Origin of the sequence: Anabaena sp. FACHB-83 (assembly GCF_014697485.1) — a bacterium.
In the GTDB taxonomy this organism is placed as follows: Bacteria; Cyanobacteriota; Cyanobacteriia; order Cyanobacteriales; family Nostocaceae; genus Nostoc_B.
The window spans coordinates 17,227-33,680 of record NZ_JACJRY010000046.1 but is presented as its reverse complement, the minus strand read 5'-3'; the positions used below and the strand labels follow the sequence as shown (position 1 = coordinate 33,680).

General features: G+C 42.1%; 18 protein-coding genes. 8 read left to right on the top strand and 10 right to left on the bottom strand.

Going from position 1 to position 16,454, the window contains the following annotated elements; all coding sequences use genetic code 11:
• The first annotated feature begins 142 nt into the window (after positions 1–142).
• From H6G79_RS30080 to H6G79_RS37025, 8 genes are all read left to right on the top strand, one after another.
• Positions 143–940: a phage antirepressor KilAC domain-containing protein gene (locus H6G79_RS30080; RefSeq protein ID WP_190593834.1), complete on the top strand. Its 798-nt coding sequence runs from the start codon at positions 143–145 to the stop codon at positions 938–940.
• Positions 940–1,104: a hypothetical protein gene (locus H6G79_RS30075; protein WP_190593836.1), complete on the top strand. Its 165-nt coding sequence runs from the start codon at positions 940–942 to the stop codon at positions 1,102–1,104. The genes H6G79_RS30080 and H6G79_RS30075 overlap by 1 nt, the downstream gene beginning before the upstream one ends.
• Positions 1,104–1,439 carry a hypothetical protein gene (locus H6G79_RS30070; RefSeq protein ID WP_190593838.1) on the top strand — a complete coding sequence of 112 codons (336 nt, stop codon included), beginning with the start codon at positions 1,104–1,106 and terminating at the stop codon, positions 1,437–1,439. Before H6G79_RS30075 ends, H6G79_RS30070 begins: the two co-directional genes overlap by 1 nt.
• A 67-nt stretch (positions 1,440–1,506) precedes the next feature.
• The gene (locus tag H6G79_RS30065) at positions 1,507–1,785 is read left to right on the top strand and encodes a hypothetical protein (RefSeq protein WP_190593840.1); all 279 of its coding nucleotides are present in this window, start codon (positions 1,507–1,509) and stop codon (positions 1,783–1,785) included.
• Positions 1,786–2,392: 607 nt separating this feature from the next.
• Positions 2,393–2,998, top strand: a complete 606-nt coding sequence (locus H6G79_RS30060; RefSeq protein WP_190593843.1) for a hypothetical protein — start codon at positions 2,393–2,395, stop codon at positions 2,996–2,998.
• A gap of 152 nt (positions 2,999–3,150) precedes the next feature.
• Positions 3,151–3,450, top strand: a complete 300-nt coding sequence (locus H6G79_RS30055; RefSeq protein WP_190593845.1) for a hypothetical protein — start codon at positions 3,151–3,153, stop codon at positions 3,448–3,450.
• Entirely contained in the window at positions 3,447–4,106 is a 660-nt protein-coding gene (locus H6G79_RS30050) for a hypothetical protein (RefSeq protein WP_190593847.1), read from the top strand. The genes H6G79_RS30055 and H6G79_RS30050 overlap by 4 nt, the downstream gene beginning before the upstream one ends.
• 54 nt (positions 4,107–4,160) lie before the next feature.
• Positions 4,161–5,222, top strand: a complete 1,062-nt coding sequence (locus H6G79_RS37025; RefSeq protein ID WP_242048625.1) for a hypothetical protein — start codon at positions 4,161–4,163, stop codon at positions 5,220–5,222.
• 424 nt (positions 5,223–5,646) lie between these two features.
• Here H6G79_RS37025 and H6G79_RS30040 read toward each other — a convergent pair whose 3' ends face one another.
• The 10 genes from H6G79_RS30040 to H6G79_RS29995 all read right to left on the bottom strand — a co-directional run bounded on the left by H6G79_RS30040 (position 5,647) and on the right by H6G79_RS29995 (position 16,407).
• Positions 5,647–6,216, bottom strand: a complete 570-nt coding sequence (locus H6G79_RS30040) for a TIGR02281 family clan AA aspartic protease (RefSeq protein ID WP_190593849.1) — start codon at positions 6,214–6,216, stop codon at positions 5,647–5,649.
• Between the two features lie 252 nt (positions 6,217–6,468).
• Positions 6,469–7,245, bottom strand: coding sequence for a nucleoside phosphorylase (locus H6G79_RS30035; RefSeq protein ID WP_190593851.1), 777 nt, complete (start codon positions 7,243–7,245; stop codon positions 6,469–6,471).
• A gap of 221 nt (positions 7,246–7,466) precedes the next feature.
• On the bottom strand, positions 7,467–8,387 hold the full coding sequence (locus H6G79_RS30030) for an NAD(+) kinase (protein WP_190593853.1): 921 nt from the start codon (positions 8,385–8,387) through the stop codon (positions 7,467–7,469).
• 6 nt (positions 8,388–8,393) lie between these two features.
• The gene (gene nuoK, locus H6G79_RS30025; RefSeq protein WP_006199065.1) at positions 8,394–8,699 is read right to left on the bottom strand and encodes an NADH-quinone oxidoreductase subunit NuoK; all 306 of its coding nucleotides are present in this window, start codon (positions 8,697–8,699) and stop codon (positions 8,394–8,396) included.
• 143 nt (positions 8,700–8,842) lie between these two features.
• Positions 8,843–9,442: an NADH-quinone oxidoreductase subunit J gene (locus H6G79_RS30020; RefSeq protein WP_190593855.1), complete on the bottom strand. Its 600-nt coding sequence runs from the start codon at positions 9,440–9,442 to the stop codon at positions 8,843–8,845.
• Between the two features lie 237 nt (positions 9,443–9,679).
• Positions 9,680–10,255: an NAD(P)H-quinone oxidoreductase subunit I gene (gene ndhI / locus H6G79_RS30015; protein WP_190593857.1), complete on the bottom strand. Its 576-nt coding sequence runs from the start codon at positions 10,253–10,255 to the stop codon at positions 9,680–9,682.
• A gap of 93 nt (positions 10,256–10,348) precedes the next feature.
• The gene (gene nuoH, locus H6G79_RS30010; RefSeq protein WP_190593859.1) at positions 10,349–11,467 is read right to left on the bottom strand and encodes an NADH-quinone oxidoreductase subunit NuoH; all 1,119 of its coding nucleotides are present in this window, start codon (positions 11,465–11,467) and stop codon (positions 10,349–10,351) included.
• A 610-nt stretch (positions 11,468–12,077) separates the two neighbouring features.
• Positions 12,078–13,214: a citrate synthase gene (locus tag H6G79_RS30005; protein ID WP_190593861.1), complete on the bottom strand. Its 1,137-nt coding sequence runs from the start codon at positions 13,212–13,214 to the stop codon at positions 12,078–12,080.
• A gap of 112 nt (positions 13,215–13,326) precedes the next feature.
• Positions 13,327–13,821 carry a phosphohistidine phosphatase SixA gene (gene sixA / locus H6G79_RS30000; RefSeq protein ID WP_190593863.1) on the bottom strand — a complete coding sequence of 165 codons (495 nt, stop codon included), beginning with the start codon at positions 13,819–13,821 and terminating at the stop codon, positions 13,327–13,329.
• A 144-nt stretch (positions 13,822–13,965) separates the two neighbouring features.
• Entirely contained in the window at positions 13,966–16,407 is a 2,442-nt protein-coding gene (locus H6G79_RS29995; RefSeq protein WP_190593865.1) for a 26S protease regulatory subunit, read from the bottom strand.
• Positions 16,408–16,454 lie beyond the last annotated feature (47 nt).

The window sequence follows — 16,454 nt, the reverse complement described above, 5'->3', positions numbered from 1 at the left end:
GGTACTATGAACAGCATAAATGCGCGACACTACCAATGCCGCACATTTAAAAATCCTTCTTATTAGTCTTTGACGGTCGCTGTTTATCTGTCCCTCATTTCTGAGGAATCTTCTAACTTACCCCAATCAACTGGAGTTTTTAATGTATACAGACAGTTTAGCACGTTCCGCACAATTTACTCAAACATTAGCAAATCAAATCTATCAATCGGCCGAGCAGTTCCCTGTAAGCTTCGATGATGCCTGGGTATGGCTCGGTTACAGCCGCAAGGACAACGCCAAATTAAACTTTTCCAAGTGCCAGTTCATTGAAGGTATTGACTATATAGTTCTCCTGAAGTCTCAGGAAAACCCCTATGGGGGTAGGCCTGCTGAGGATATTTATCTCGCTGCCGAGTGCTTAAAGCGGTGGGCCATGAGAGCTGGCACCACACAGGGCGAACAGGTAAGGAGCTACTTCCTGGAGTGTGAAAGAGTAGCCAAAGCTGCAATATCCCAACCCCAGCCCCAACTCCCAGGTAACTTTATAGAAGCTCTTGAATTTCTATTAGCTAGTGAGAAGCAGAAGCTTGCACTATCAGCCAAAGTTGAAGAACAAGAGGCTGAGATTGCTGTGCTGACGCCAAAGGCGGAAATCCATGATTTGCTTATTGAAGCCGCAGATAAAACATTTGATCTAAGCTCTGCCGCTAAACTAATGGGCTTTAAAGATTTAGGTCAAAAACGACTATTCAGCTTGCTGCGCGACCTTGATATCCTGATGTGGAATAACACACCTTTCCAGCAATATATGGAAAGTGGTTACTTCGTTGTTAAGGAATCACATAGTTGGGATGGTCGTCACATTTCATTGCAGCCACGACTCACACAAAAAGGATTAAGTTGGTTGACTCGTAAACTAATCAACCTCGGATATGAACAACGTGAGGCATCAGCATAATGGCAAGCACACGCGCTTATAGCGTAAGAATCCCTGATGGATTGATGGAGGAGTTCAATATTAATAGAGCAAAATTAGGCTTTAATCGCACAGATGCACTCCTCTCAGCAATCGCACTTTTCAATATTTACGTCACCTTAACAGAAACGCAGGAGCATCAATAATGAAAGTTCTTAAATTATCTTTCAATCCAGATAACTACATTATTAAGTTAGACCCCAATTATGAGCGCAACTTCCTCACTTTCTCAGGTGATGAACAAGAAGAAAATACCATTGAGTGGATAGGTAATGAAATCCCTCCATTGCCTGCCAGAAGAAGCCGCAAGCCCTCCCCGCTAGGCAAATACATCTATCCTGCCAGAGATAAATTCATGGTGCGTATATGGGATGAAGAAGCCCACCATTACGGCACGTTTGAGAAACTTGAAGAAGCTGTAGCAATTAGGGATTTAGCTTTGAAAGCACACCACCCACACTTATTGGAAAAGCTTTATTAGGCTTTACTGCCTCGCTATTTTTGATCAGACTGAATGTATAAACAAACCCCAACAAAGGATAACCACAATGCCTAAAACAACTGAACAACTTATTTCACCTGCTTCTGATTTTATGTATGCTTTAGAAGCGTACGGTACAGATGGGAAACGCATACCTGTAGGTGGTGTAATATTAGTAGCCGATAAAGAAGGTGCTGTACACCTACTCATCGAGACACCGGATATTAAAAAAGAGCTGAAAGAGAATCAAAAGATTAAAGCTCTTGCCGCGTTAGGTATTGATAGAGTTTGCTATATGAATTTTAATTTCCTTCTAAATACTGAAGAATTTTTCACTAGAAAATAACCAGATAAATAGTTCTGTATGAGCTCACGCCCTGGCACCACGCCGGGGTTTTTTATTGTCTATAAACGCCTCGTATAAGCTCCACCTTTATAGGTTGAAGAGTACCAAAAGATATTCATATGAAATTGGCTGAAAAATGGGGGTAAAAAGGGGTGTTTTTCCCTTTGTATTGCTATTTAGTGTAGTTACAATATAGATAGGTACAGATGAGCACGGCTAGAAATAGATGAATACAGTTGAGTAAATCTATTTGTCCCACTCCATCCATACCTATTCGTACCTATCCGTATCTATATATGATTCAAATAGAAGGTAATTCAGAAATAGATGTTTTATTAAGTCGACAGGAGGTTGCCAGGCAACTAGGCATCACTACCTCAGTGCTACACACGCTTTTAAACATAGTCTCTTTATATGTCCCTAGATTTAAGAGACTTCGCACAAAAGACAACACAGGTGTAAGCCGCAAGCGCCCGTTAACTGCGTGGGATGTTGAGCCCCTAAGAAAAGCACTAAATACTTACCGCTTGCATGGCAAAGTACAGACCCGCGTTTTAATCTCACAAGACCCAGACCTATACAACAACTAATTTAAGGAGAATCCAAAATGAAAGTATTTGAAGCCGCTGAGTATCTATCTTTATCCACTGGACAAGAAGTTAGCCCCAAGCAACTACTTGTTGAAGTTCAAACCAAGTTTCCTGGTCTTGATCTTTCTATTAATAGCGAACTACCTGAAGACTTTGTAGAACAAGTCGAGATGTTAGCCAACAAAGTTCAAGATAATAAGACTGCATCAAACAACAACGCACAAGCCCCTGCGGGCGGTATGGGAATGGCTACTGCTAGTAACGGAATAGAAGCTGTTAATAATGCCAAAGGGTCTGCTCTAGGCATCATTGATTGTGTGCAACAAGCATTATCAGAAAGTGATATCTTCCAAGCCGTGCAACTCGGACTGACTGATGGACTAGCTTACGTTAATACTTACCGCACTGCAAAAGAAAAAACCATTGCGAAAGCCTTTGACTCTATGGGTCATGAGACAGAATTAGCAACAGACGAGATAACTGCAAGACGTGAAGCTGAGTTAATCAAATTTGCTGAGGAGGGACAGCGCCGCCTGGGGGAGTGGTCAGTCAAAGCACACAACTCGCGTATGCGCCGACAACAGGCATTCGCAGAACTAGAAGCATATCTAGAAATCCTGTAGAGAAGTACCTCAGACGTAACGGCGTGCGCCTCAGTTTCTTTGCTGCTATTGGTTTATGCGTCCTTGGCAGCCTGGACAACATCAATCAAAATATGCGCGCCGCTTCAATCCTAAGAGAAGAAGTTTCTAGAAACTCACTAGTAGAGATGAAGATGCAAGCATCTAATGATCATGCCCAGGCACAAGCCGAAATCGCAAACCAACGTTACGCCGCCGGGTGCTTTATGGTTGATGGATTATTAATTCAAGGGAAGCCAATCTATGACCCCAAGACTCGTAAAGCCTTAGCCCGTGGCGTTGTGGTTTGTGACCGCTATGGCAACACCGGACGTTTAATACCAGCTGATTTTGACAAAGATGGCAAATTAAATGCCGTCGTGGGAGAGGTAGCATTCACGGGCAATCCCCCCATCGACGGCGTTGATACCAAACAGGTTAGGTACATACGATGAAGAAACAAGGTTCATTCACTGTAAGTTTCGTAAGCACTCTCTATTGGATTTTATTCGCGGTAGGTTTATATTTTGGCTACATGAATGTTCTTCCTTATAAATCAGCCGTCGAAGCCCTAACTACTGGTGGTATTTCTATTCTAACATTTCTACAAAATATACCTATAATAGGGGTTTTGTTCGGGCTTCTATCATTAGGCATTAACTGGATTCTAGGTTTTTTGTTGTGGGCTGCCTTGCAAACGATCCAATTATTTCCTATTGTTTTGCGACGTGATAAACGTTTTATGCGGGCAATTATTACAGCCGCAGATAGTCACAATAAATATCAGATTAGAGACACAGATGACCCCACACTTAAAATGCTCAAGCGGTGGTACAACAATTTCCCAGTGTTAACCATCAGTAGAGCACGTTTCGCCGCGTTATTCGCCTACGCTATTGACTTCTGTGTTTGTATTATTGTTTATCCCCCGGTTAATGGCAACTTCAATAGGCTTTGGTTCATTCTTACCACCGGGCAGATAAGCAAGATTAACTGGAACAACATTGTTCTGTTGTTGTTAACTATATTTGTTGTTGAGTTGATCGTGAGGCTCCTGTTCTGGTTAAACCAAGTAAAGTATTACCTCATGTTTGCCAAGCAAGAAGCTTAATTCATATAAACAGCCCTAGCAACTGCCGGGGCTTAACTAATTAAAGGAACTATTATGAACAGAGATTATTTTGAAGAGCTAACAGATGAAGAATGGCGAGCTCTTGCCTCAGAAGAAGTAGATGACAAAGGCTCACAATTGCTAGTTATTGGTGGGATTGTTGCTGGTATAGGTGTTGCGTCCTTGACAGCATTTCCCCCGGCTGGCTTTATAACAACAGGCTGGTTATTATATGAAGGCTGGAAGCGCACTGCTCAGACTAATCGTAATGAACAAGCCATTAAGCGTGGATTAATCGCCCATGTGCTAAAAGGCGACAAGTTGAAACACTATGAAGCACAGTATGGTACTGATGCTGTTGCTGGACAGATAGAGGCTGCATTAGAGCAGGGATACAACGCAACACCAGACGCTGAGGAATTACTCGACAGTGCGCCTATGCCTACCGCCCCTGCTAATACTGCCCCCAGCAACACCGACTGGGTACAAAATCTAGTTAAGCAAACTGCCCTGATTTGGGGCAACCAAGGCGGCGGTAAATCCTGGCTGGCTCGTTATGTCGTTAAACAGAAAAAACAGGCAGGCTACCGAGTTATCGTGCTTGACCCTGACAGTAATAAAGCTGAATGGCAGGGGGTTGAAAGTTATCACTCTTGGGAAGACATCGAGCAACAAATCCGCGATTATGTTGAAGAATTGGAACAACGGTTAAAAACCTTTAACAACTCCTCTTATAGCGAGGAGCAATGGCGGAAGAAACTTTGGAGTGAGGGGAAAGCAACATCCCTAATTTGTGAGGAAGCCACCACATACGGCGACTTCATTAAAGATAAAGTATTACTTGAGAAGTTTGGCAAGCTGGCTCTGACCAAAAGCCGCAAACAGGAAATGCCTTTGACAATAGTTAGCCACAATAACACGCAAAGCTGCATGTTTGGTATTAAGGGGCTTTACAACCTAGTTAGTAAGATGTTGCAGGTGCAGTGTTTAGCTGAGGTTGACGTGGCAACATTGCAGCCCCGGTCAACTGGCACCGCATCAATAAAGCTTGACAGTAGTAATGAATGGATTCCCGTTACACTGCCAAAAATAGATGAAAAGATTATTCAGTTTTAAACCACCCCACAAATGACAAAAACCGCCCCATTACTGAGGCGGTTTCTTTATGTCCTATGAACTGTCCTAAGATTTGCTGGTTTTACCCTCAAAGCCGCCCACAGCCTCAATTTAGGCTCTTGAATGACTATAGCAGTTCTTACTTGCTTGTAATACAGTTGGAACCCCACCCTGCATTTGCTGACGCAAACGCTCCCCTCCCCGCAAGCGGGGAGGGGTTGGGGGTGGGGTTGAAATGTACCTCATCCAACCGAGAACCGCTATATAGCGGGAATAATTCAAAATTCCAATTTCGGAGACTTAAATGCAAAGTTTCTCAAGTGTGTGCTGAGAGTTGCAGCAGAATAATTTATACCAGAAATTCCACAGTACATTTAAACCCTAAATGCAATCAGACAGGGTTAATAGAATAGAGCGACATCATCTAGCGCGTATGAAATTCCACGACTGTTTGTGAAATTTTGATGTCATAGTTACCAAAGAAATCGTGACCAAGTAAGCCGATACCTGCTTTAGATGCGATCGCCACTTCCAGATTATTTGCTACAATTCCACCCGCAGAGATAGACTGAACTTTGCCTGTAGAAAATTGTACTTGGCTACCATCAGCAGTTTGCGCTTGCAGTGTACCTGTGGGTTTAACTTGCAAAGCATTAGCCATTGCTTGGGTAATCAAAGTTCCGTTAGCACCTGTATCGACAATCATTTCAAAGGTTTTTTGGTTATTAAAGGTGACATCAATCACCGGAGTTCTACCAAAGTGACGTTTGATAGGTATCCGAAAAACCTTACCCCCAGAAGTTGCGTTGATTTTCTGAGCATCACTGCAAAGCTTGGTTAACTCCACCGTCATTCCAGAAGCAGTCACCATAAAACAAGTACCTTTATCTTCCGCTACTGCCCGGTGTGTAAATGCTGATAATATCAGCGTTGGCATTACTACAATCAACGCCACGTTAATATTAGTAATTGCCCGTTTCCAAGCGCAGTTCATTTGAGGATATTCTCCGATTGTTTATTAATATGAAAAATAAATTCTTTATTAAAATTTTAGATTGATGGTTTTAGTTACTAAATTTTACTGATTCCTCAATAAGTTTGCTGGTAAAATCCAGTATTTTTCAGGATTTATTAATGTGCAAAATATGAGTTTTTCACCTAATAAATCTATATTATCGAGATTGAGGAACAGCTAACTTAAAGATTAAATGAAGAGTCCATAAATCTACTGAGGTGATATTTAAAGCTAAACACAAGAATTTGTGATGGCGTGGATAGCAGTAGCGATCGCATTTCCCACAGCCACCTCTTTCTGTTCTAAAACTACCCTCTCATCAACGGTGCGTTGAGCTACCACACCACAAACAGCCGCCGCCGCAAATTTATACACACCCGCCATTTTGAACAATGTGCCGCATTCCATTTCGTAGTTCAAAATATTCAACCGCCGATACTCTTCCGTAATTCCCCGGAGCGATCGCATTAAATAGGGATTGGCTGAATCAGCGCGTTCCTGTCCTTCATAAAAAGTATCAACAGATGCCGTAATTCCTAAATAATGCTCAAATCCTAACTCTTGTGCAGCCTTGACTAAAGCCACGGTCAAAAACGGATCAGCCGCCGCCGGATATTCTATAGGTGCAATGTCATTAGCTGCACCTTGACGACACAAAGCCGCACTACTAATGACAATACTGCCGACTGGTACATGGGGTTGAATTGAGCCACAAGTCCCGATGCGAATAATTTGCCGGATTCCCACCTGTACCAATTCATTCACCACAATGCTTAAAGAAGGCGCACCCATCCCACTAGTTGCCGCTAAGATGGGGCGATGATTGGGTAAATAGCCTGAATAACTATCAAGTCCGCGATTTTGGGATAATAAACGCACATCTTGGAAATAATTTTCGGCAATCAGACGGCTGCGATCGCGATCGCCAGATAATAAAGCAATCTCAGGCGGCGATGTCCCTAAATCCTCTTGCCCAAAACCAATGTGATAAAAGCGTTTGTTTGTCATATAGCAGTCCGATTTGATTTTTGAACAAATACGTAGGGTGTGTTAGCGACAGCGTAACGCACCTACAGTTACGGCTTAATGCCTCCGCAGACTTTAAAAGTAATCAGCACAAAAAACCCCCGAATTTGATCAGGGGCTAAGAGTTCATAAAATTACTAACTTGATGCAATTACCTGTGATCAAAAGCTGAGAGTTACCCCCAGACAACTGGGGACTGTCAATCAATTACGATGATTGTTACTGTAGCGAACCCTTGTACCTGCCCAGAGTAACTTTTCGCGCAGTGTTTGATAGTAGGAATTGTTTTCGCGTAAGACAATAAATTTAGCTCGACACTCAGCCATTCGCACATCAACGCGATGTCCAGGCCAAATGGAAGTAGATAACACCCCATCCATCCACAATTTAGTACTTAAATCGTAATCGCCCAAAGGCCAAATACTCACCACCACCCCAGGCGGTAACACCAAGGGACGGCTAGAAAGACTCATCGGACAAATGGGAGTAATGGTGACAGCTTCCATCCCGTCGTGCATGATGGGGCCACTTGCCGAAACAGTGTAACCAGTAGAACCTGTAGGAGTAGAAATAATCAACCCGTCTCCTACATACTGATCGACTACTTCACCATCAATTTCCATTTCGAGGATAGAGGTGATCATGCGATCGGCAGAAGCGGGTTTAACACAAAATTCATTTAATGCTAGGTAGCGTTCGGTGACTGGTTCTAAATTCGTGCGATGACCTTCATACACTGCGGCTTGTAGCATCATTCGCCGTTGAATGGCATAACGATCCTCAAACAGCCGATCCCATACTTTTTCTGTATCTTGAAATTCATCTACAGACTCGGTTAAAAAGCCCAGATGACCGCCCACATTCACGCCAAGAATGGGGATACCAGCTGGGGCTAAATGTCTGGCACTAGTTAAAACAGTACCATCACCACCGAGTACTAAAGCCATGTCAATTGGTTGATTAGACGATGCCAAAAATACCGGGTAAGGGTTATCTTTTGGCCCGCTAGGCCCCATCAGTACATGACAACCGCGATTTTCTAGCTGCTTGGCACAAATTTCTGCCCAGCGTTTACTTTGAGAATCTCGCGCCTTATAAGCAATGATTACCTGCTTGAGTTGCACGCACAATTACCATTTCAGGAGATTAAACTGCTCCATATCGACGGTATCACGGTTGCGATAAATGGCCAAAACGATCGCCAAACCTACCGCCGCTTCGGCAGCAGCCACAGTAATGACAAATACGGTAAATACTTGGCCTTTAATTAATGTTGAGTCAAGAAAGTTGGAAAATGCCATTAAATTCAAATTAACAGCATTTAGCAGTAGCTCAATTGACATCAGCACCCGCACAGCATTACGACTGGTAATTAAACCATAAATGCCGATACAAAACAAAGCGGCGGCCAGTAATAAAAAGTACTGAAGTTGCATGAATCCTAGTATTCCTTGTAAAGTTTGCTGGCTGTAAATCTTTTGTTGAGGTTGGGTGTAAGGGTGTAAGGGTGTTGAATATTTACACCCTTACACCCCTGTACCCTTGGCCTAAACCATGATTTCTCGTTGTCATGGAAAATTTACTCTTGGCTGTCTCTACCTGCTGATACAAGTTCTCTGGGGCGTTCTGGCAAAGTTAGAACAGTTGATTGTGAAACTTGATCTGGCAGATACTCACGTCGCGCCAAAATAATTGCGCCTACCATTGCCATCAGCAACAAAATAGAAGCCAACTCAAAGGGTAATAAAAAGTCGCTGAAGAAATGCTCACCAATCAACACTATCGAACTTTCACCAGCTACGGGTGTAGTGGAGTATGCCCAAGGTGTTGCCAAAACCATTGCACTCAACAAGCCAAATAGCCCAATACTAACTACACCTGTGAGTACTTTCCGCACGCCAGCACTGGGAAATGGGGCAAAATCTTGGCGCTTGTTCACCAACATAATGGCGAACAAAATTAACACGTTAACCGCCCCAACATAAATCAGCACTTGGGCTGCGGCTACAAAGTCCGCATTCAGCAACAGGTACATTCCCGCAATGCTGATAAATACGCCTCCTAGCAAAAAGGCAGAATAAACAATGCTGGAAGACAACACTACACCCAGTGCTGCGCCAATCAGCATTACTGCTAGTACACCAAACGAAATAATCTGTACACCTTCCGCTAGATTCACTTTTTTATCCTCAGTCAAACAATTTTGGATTTTAGATTTGCGATTTTAGATTGATGATTTTAGATTTTTTCTGTTGAACCCTTATAGAGTAATTTCCCTACCGTAAGCACTTGCCATTGAGTGATCTGGGGGCTTGAACGGAAAATAATCCAAAATCCAAAATCCAAAATTTAAAATCTAAAATTGGTATGGTCATTGGTCATTAGTAAAAGACAAAGAACAAATGACTTATGACATTTATTTTTCTGCAAGGTCTTCTGGACGTGCGCCAGCGCGGGGTGCATCTGCGGGGACACCGTGGGGTTCAAGTACGCCTTTGGGTAGATAAACCAGTTCGCGTAGCGGTGTCACCATTGGATCATTAGTGACTTTGTAAGGCAGACGGCCGAGAGCTACACTGTCATAGTTCAGTTCATGGCGATCGTAGGTGGAAAGTTCGTATTCTTCTGTCATCGATAGACAGTTGGTGGGACAGTATTCCACACAGTTACCACAGAAGATACAAACCCCAAAGTCGATGCTGTAGTGTTTGAGCTTTTTCTTTTTGCTACCTTTGTCAAATTCCCAGTCAACTACAGGTAAGTTAATGGGACATACACGTACACAGACTTCGCAGGCGATACATTTATCAAATTCATAGTGAATCCTACCGCGAAACCTTTCGCCAGGAATGAGTTTCTCGTAAGGGTACTGTACGGTAATGGGTCGCCGCCGCATGTGGTCGAAGGTAACAGATAGCCCCTGACCGATGTAACGACCAGCTTGTACTGCTTCTTTGGCGTAATCACCAACTTGCTTCAGGAACTTTAGCATTGTGTTTCACTCTCTCTTTTTTGTCATTTGTCCTTTGTCATTGATCTTTGGTCATTTGTTCTTTGCTAATGACCAATGACTAATGACAATTGACTATCCACCAAAAGCGACGGGAAAGGCTAATTTCAGGGCGGCGGTTAATAGAAGATTCACCAAACCCACGGGTAATAAAAACTTCCATCCTAAATCTAAGAGTTGGTCAATGCGTACACGGGGTACTGTCCAGCGCAATAGGATGGCGAGGAAGACTAGGAAGTAGGCTTTGAGTACGGTCATTGTAATACCCACACCGGCAGTGACTACTTGTAAGACAGGATTAGTTTCACTGACACCTAACAAACTAGCGATGGTGTTGATGGGAAAGGGAAAATCCCAACCGCCTAAATATAAAACTGATACCAATAAAGCAGAAAGCACTAAGTTAACGTAGGAACTGAGGTAGAACAAAGCAAATTTCATGCCTGAGTACTCAGTTTGATAACCTGCTACGAGTTCTTCTTCTGCTTCGGGTAAGTCGAAGGGTAAGCGTTCACATTCTGCTAAAGCAGCAATCCAAAAGATGAGAAAGCCGACTGGTTGTCGCCAAATATTCCAGCCGAGGATACCGTAACCAGATTGTTGATTGACGATATCAACTGTGCTGAGGCTGTTAGACATCATAGCGATCGCCAGCACACTCAGCGCCAAGGGAATTTCATAACTAATAGATTGCGCTGCTGCTCGCAAGCCCCCTAAGAGGGAGTATTTATTATTGGATGCGTAGCCTGCCATTAACAAGCCAATTGGCTGAATGCTAGACAAGGCAATCCACAAAAAGACTCCCATACCCACGTTAGTAATTACAATATTCTGTCCAAATGGCACAATCAAATAAGACAGAAATACTGGCAGTACCACAATGATGGGGCCGAGAGTAAATAACCAGGGGTCAGCTTTACCTGGTACAATGTCTTCCTTAAACACCAGCTTTAAACCATCGGCAACTGGAGCAAGTAAGCCAAAAGCCCCAATAAATTCAGGGCCGATTCGCTGCTGTGCTGCTGCTGAAATCTTTCTTTCCAGCCACACACACACTAATACACCCACTGTTGCCCCAATCAGCATCAGGATCATTGGCAACGGCATCCAAAGTGCTTTGGCTGTGCCGTCTGATAGTCCTAAATCCGTTAGGGATTTAATAAACGTTCCTTGAAGGTCAATTCCTGAATTCATGTTTCCGCTCTTTAAGTCAGTTGAGGTATGAAGTGTGTAGACACCCTTTGGGTGGCTTCCCGGAGGGTAGTATGAAGTATGAAGTATGAATTTTCTACTTCAAACTTCAGCCTTCAGCCTTTCTGAGATGACTCCTGATTGAAGATTTATTGCCATATTCCCATGCCTAGTATATCGTTGCATGGTTTTCAGTCCCTGTAGCTATACAAGAACTTCTGCTTATAGGTAGGATTGAGATTTGCTATAGGGAGTAGGGAGTGGGGATTGAGTACTAGTAGTCCACCAACCCAATATTGCTGTGTAGACCCTGTAAGGGAGCAGGGGAGCAGGGGAGCAGGGGGGAATGAAGGTACTCTCTCCCCTGCCCCTCTGCCCCTCTGCCCCTCTGCCAGCCACCACACAAAGTTCTCTTGGCAGACTACTAGACAACTCTTTTCTAGTCTCTAGTCCCTAGCCCCTAGCCTCTAGCATAAGCAAACATCAAAAAACTGCCGCTTCCATGCTGGCAACGGTTATTTGCTGCTTATAGGATTTCTGATTCCCGAAATTGGGGGTTGATGCTGATATTTTTACTTGTAGGTAGGTGCTTGCTGAACGGACACACGGCTAGTTAACGTTGTTCGAGCGGGGTGTAAGGAACTTCGTGTTTACCGTTGTAAACCTGGGTGGGACGGAAAATCCGGTTTTCTGCTAGTTGTTCTTTCCAGTGAGCTAACCAACCAGCAACGCGGGCGATCGCAAATATTGGTGTAAACAAGTCTGTAGGAATGCCCATTTTCCTGTACACCAAACCAGAGTAAAAGTCAACATTGGGGTAGATGCCTTTATGACCGAGTTTTTCCTCAACTACCCGTTCCATTTCTTGGGCAATTTCGTAGTATTTATCTCCCCCGAACTTGTCAAACAGTTGCTCGGCAAGGTCTTGGAGAATGATGGCGCGTGGGTCTTTAACTTTGTAGACGCGATGTCCAAAGCCCATCAGTTTTTGTTTGTTTTGTAGGCGATCCTCAACATAAGGACGGACTTTTTCTACAGAACCGATTTCTTCCAACATCTGAATTACTTCTTCGTTGGCTCCACCGTGTAAAGGGCCGCCCAAGGTTCCCACAGCACTAGCAACTACAGCATAAGGGTCAGTCAAGGTTGAAGCTGTTACCCTAGCACTAAAGGTCGAAGCATTCATTGTATGCTCAACATGCAGAATTAAGCAGATGTCAAAGATTTTTGCCGCTAAAGCATCCGGTTCTTTCTCGTTGAGCATGTAGAGAAAATTGGCGGAATAATCTAAGTCATCGCGGGGTTTTACAGGGTCATTACCCTTACGCATTAACTGGAATGCAGCCACCATTGTGGGGATAGTTGCTATCAAGCGCACAACTGAATCCCGAATGTAGGCAGGGTTATGTAAATCGCGTAGGGAGTAAAACAAGCCTAACGCCGCCGCCGAGGCTTGCAGAGCATCCATTGGATGACCGCTTTCCGGGAAGGATTTCATCATGTCCCGAATCCGGTATTTAATCCGCCTGTGGAGGCGAACTTCTTCCTCAAATGCTTTGAGTTCTTCTTTACTTGGCAATTCGCCCCAGATCAGGAGATAAGCAGTTTCGAGAAAGGTACTTTTGGCGGCTAACTCCTCAATCCGGATGCCACGATATTCTAGTATTCCCTTCTGCCCATCCACGTAGCTGATACTCGATTGGGCTGCGGGAATGCCTTCTAAACCGGGCTTGTATTCGCACACCATCATGGCAACACCATTTGCTTTGTGAAATATTCGATCACGCTAACTTACCAGAAATTATTTTCGCCATAACAGTAGTCGCTATCACAACAATTCTTCGAGAAGAGTTGAAAAACTGTTATAGCAAGTACTTGGGTGGTGTCAACCAGAACATTTGACTACGACCCACAACAGTTCCTGCTTCTGGCAGTTTTACTCCGATCATACCTGCTTTTTTCAAGACTAAGCAGCCTTTTACCTCTCCCCAAAGAAGAATTTCTGCCCAGTTGCTTAAATCAGGTTCATGACCAACCAAGGCAAGTTGGATATTTGGCGAATAATTTTTCGGTTCTAACCAGTAAACTAACCAATTGGAAAAATGACCACCAGGAGCGAGGTGAGAAGATTCTTCTAATTGTGAACTGAGTCCGGTGGCGACAAGAATTTCTGCTGTTTGACGAGCGCGGACTAAGGGACTGGTGACAATTAAATTAAACTGCAAATCTAGCCGGAGTAGACGCTGGGCGACTTTCTCGGTTTTTTGCCTGCCTTCTTTGGTGAGTTGTCGTTCCTCATCTTTAATGCCAGCTTGTCGCTCTTGGGCGATGCCATGACGAATCAGATACAGTTCCACAATAATAGCCCTGATTGCTGAGTTAGGATTTACGCCTGATGTTATTTAACATATCCTAATTATTCTTGAATACTACAGGTGCAGTAGTGTTGGCGATCGCATTTGTGCCTACCTACTAAACATACTTTCCCAATAATTTGATGCCTAATCAATTTCCCATTCTAATCTCAAGGTTTCCAACTTAGGATTTTTAACACTCAATTGCTTGCATTCTTCCAAAAATTCCTTCACCTGTTCTTGAGTCAAACTTAAACCCCCATCTTGGAGATTATGAATAAAAGTCAGCACATCAGCAGTTGTCAAATATGAACTTATTTCTTCTAACAAAATCGCATTATTGACTTCTCGACAAACCAACTCAATATCAGATGAAGTAAATCGGATACTTTTCTCAGCTAACATTTCAAAATTAACTGATTGCTCTACATTGAGTTGTGATAGATAATGCTTAAATATTTCGACTCTCTCTGCTTGGCTTGGAGGGAAAATCGGCACTTTCCAATCTAATCTGCCAGAACGTTTTAAGGCATTATCAATGCCACTTAAATAATTAGTAGCAGCAATGACAATGACATCACTATTTTTAATATTATTTAGTTCAATCAATAATTGATTGATAGTGGCTCTTTGGTCAGTATGGGAGTTTTCATCATTACGATTGAAACCAATACTATCTAATTCATCGATGAATAATACAGAAGGAGCTTTTTTCTTAGCTTGGACAAAAATATCACGAATATTTTTCTGGCTTTGACCTATCCATACACTAATAATATCAGCCGGAGAAAACTTAAAGAAATATCGCCCTGACTCATTAGCAAAAGCATTAGCTAATAATGTTTTACCACATCCAGGTAATCCATAAAACAAAATGCCCCCAATTGCGCCTTTATGCCCTTTAGATTGTAATTTGAGTAGTTTATTGAGTTTTTCTTTTTCTTCATTGAGACCTTTGACTTGGCTAAAGTCAAGTTTGACTTGTTTAGTAACTGGGCTGATTTGTCTTGTGGCTTGTCTTTTAACTTTATATTCAAAGGTTGGATAATCAATGGTATCAAACGCCACAGGGACTAATTGATGTTTTTCATAATCTGGTGTCATCACTATAGTTTTAAAGTTGGCACCATAGTATTCTGAGAGTCTATACTCTAAAATCTCTTTGGTTTTTTTGAGTTGATAGTAATTGCGAGCAATTTCAAATCCAGGGACGACTAACCAAACACTCTCTAAATTATTTGGCCATACCTGAGATTTCCGCAAAATTCTCTTAATCATATCAAAAAAGAGATTATTATCGGAGAACTCGTTATATTTGAGAGTTTCTATTTCGACCACAATTTTATTTTTAATATATACTTCTACTTTTTCAGTTTGATATTCTTCATATTCGTATTCTTCCTCATCTTCTTTATTATCTTCATCTTGAGAAGTTAATTCAACTTCACAGCCAATGTGTGATAATTCATATCCAAGACTTTCTAGGGTTTTGATCGCAAAATACTTCAGGTAGATATATTCAGTACTTTCTTGTTGCCACTTTAGATGATAAAGATGTTCAGGCTTCATCTTGAGTAACAATTGTGATTCAGCTTGAATTTGAGCTTTTTGCAGTTCTAAGAAATAGTTGAGGAGAGATACATCATCTTCTTCTGTTTGATAATAAGGCAGTTCTAATAATAAACGGAAGTGAGCTAAAATCTCTTCCTTTCGCTCAATGGCAGCTTCATGAGAATATTTACATCTGAGGGTAAAAGTAAAGGGAATTTTACTAGCAACTGTATCTACTAAATGTCCTAAGCTATCTTCTTTTTGCTGGGCTTGAATTTCCAACACTGATGGACAGTGGAATAGAATAAATGATTGTGTAGAATTATACTTATTTAGAGATAAAGATATAGATTCAAACTGCTCATCAAATTTTTCCGAATCTAGTAACTCTAAGCCAGTGTCACCTAAGATGACACTTGTCATTGTTGAACGATAGAAGTGAAATATATTAGCGCCTTTGATAGAACTTTCTTTATCATTTTCGCAATCATCATCAGAGTCAATAATATTAGTTGTAAACTGGCGTACAGAAGAACTGGCAACCTCGCTTGAACCTTGATATTGAAATTTTCTAATCAGTTCATAATTGAAAATTTTGACAACGATATCAGAAAAGAAATCGACATCTTGAGGAACAAGAAAAATCCCCATAGGTTGATTAGAATCTAAACAAGCTTGAAAACGTTCGTATTCTTGCTCAGAGCCGAAGTCAAATAAATAGTAAAAGAAATCATGTTTAACTTGAATAGTTTCTTTCAGCTTTTGCGAAATTGCTGCTGAATTGAATTTTTCATCACTAATTTCTATACCTTTGAGAGAAATATCTATTTTTGTATCTAAAGGAATATATAAATCAAAAGCAGGTTCAGCATATAATCCTACACTTTCCAGAGCAGTATTAAAATCATCAATGAATGCCTGACTTCTGCGTTGATAGCCAAACTGTTCCATGATGGTTTTCACTCGTAAGCTTTTTTTTGCTTTACCAGTTCTTTGTAGTTCATTTTTAATCGAGCTTAAGTAGGCTGTATATAACATTCTGTTTCCTGACAATCACCAGATATATTCTTCCCAAAATGATATAT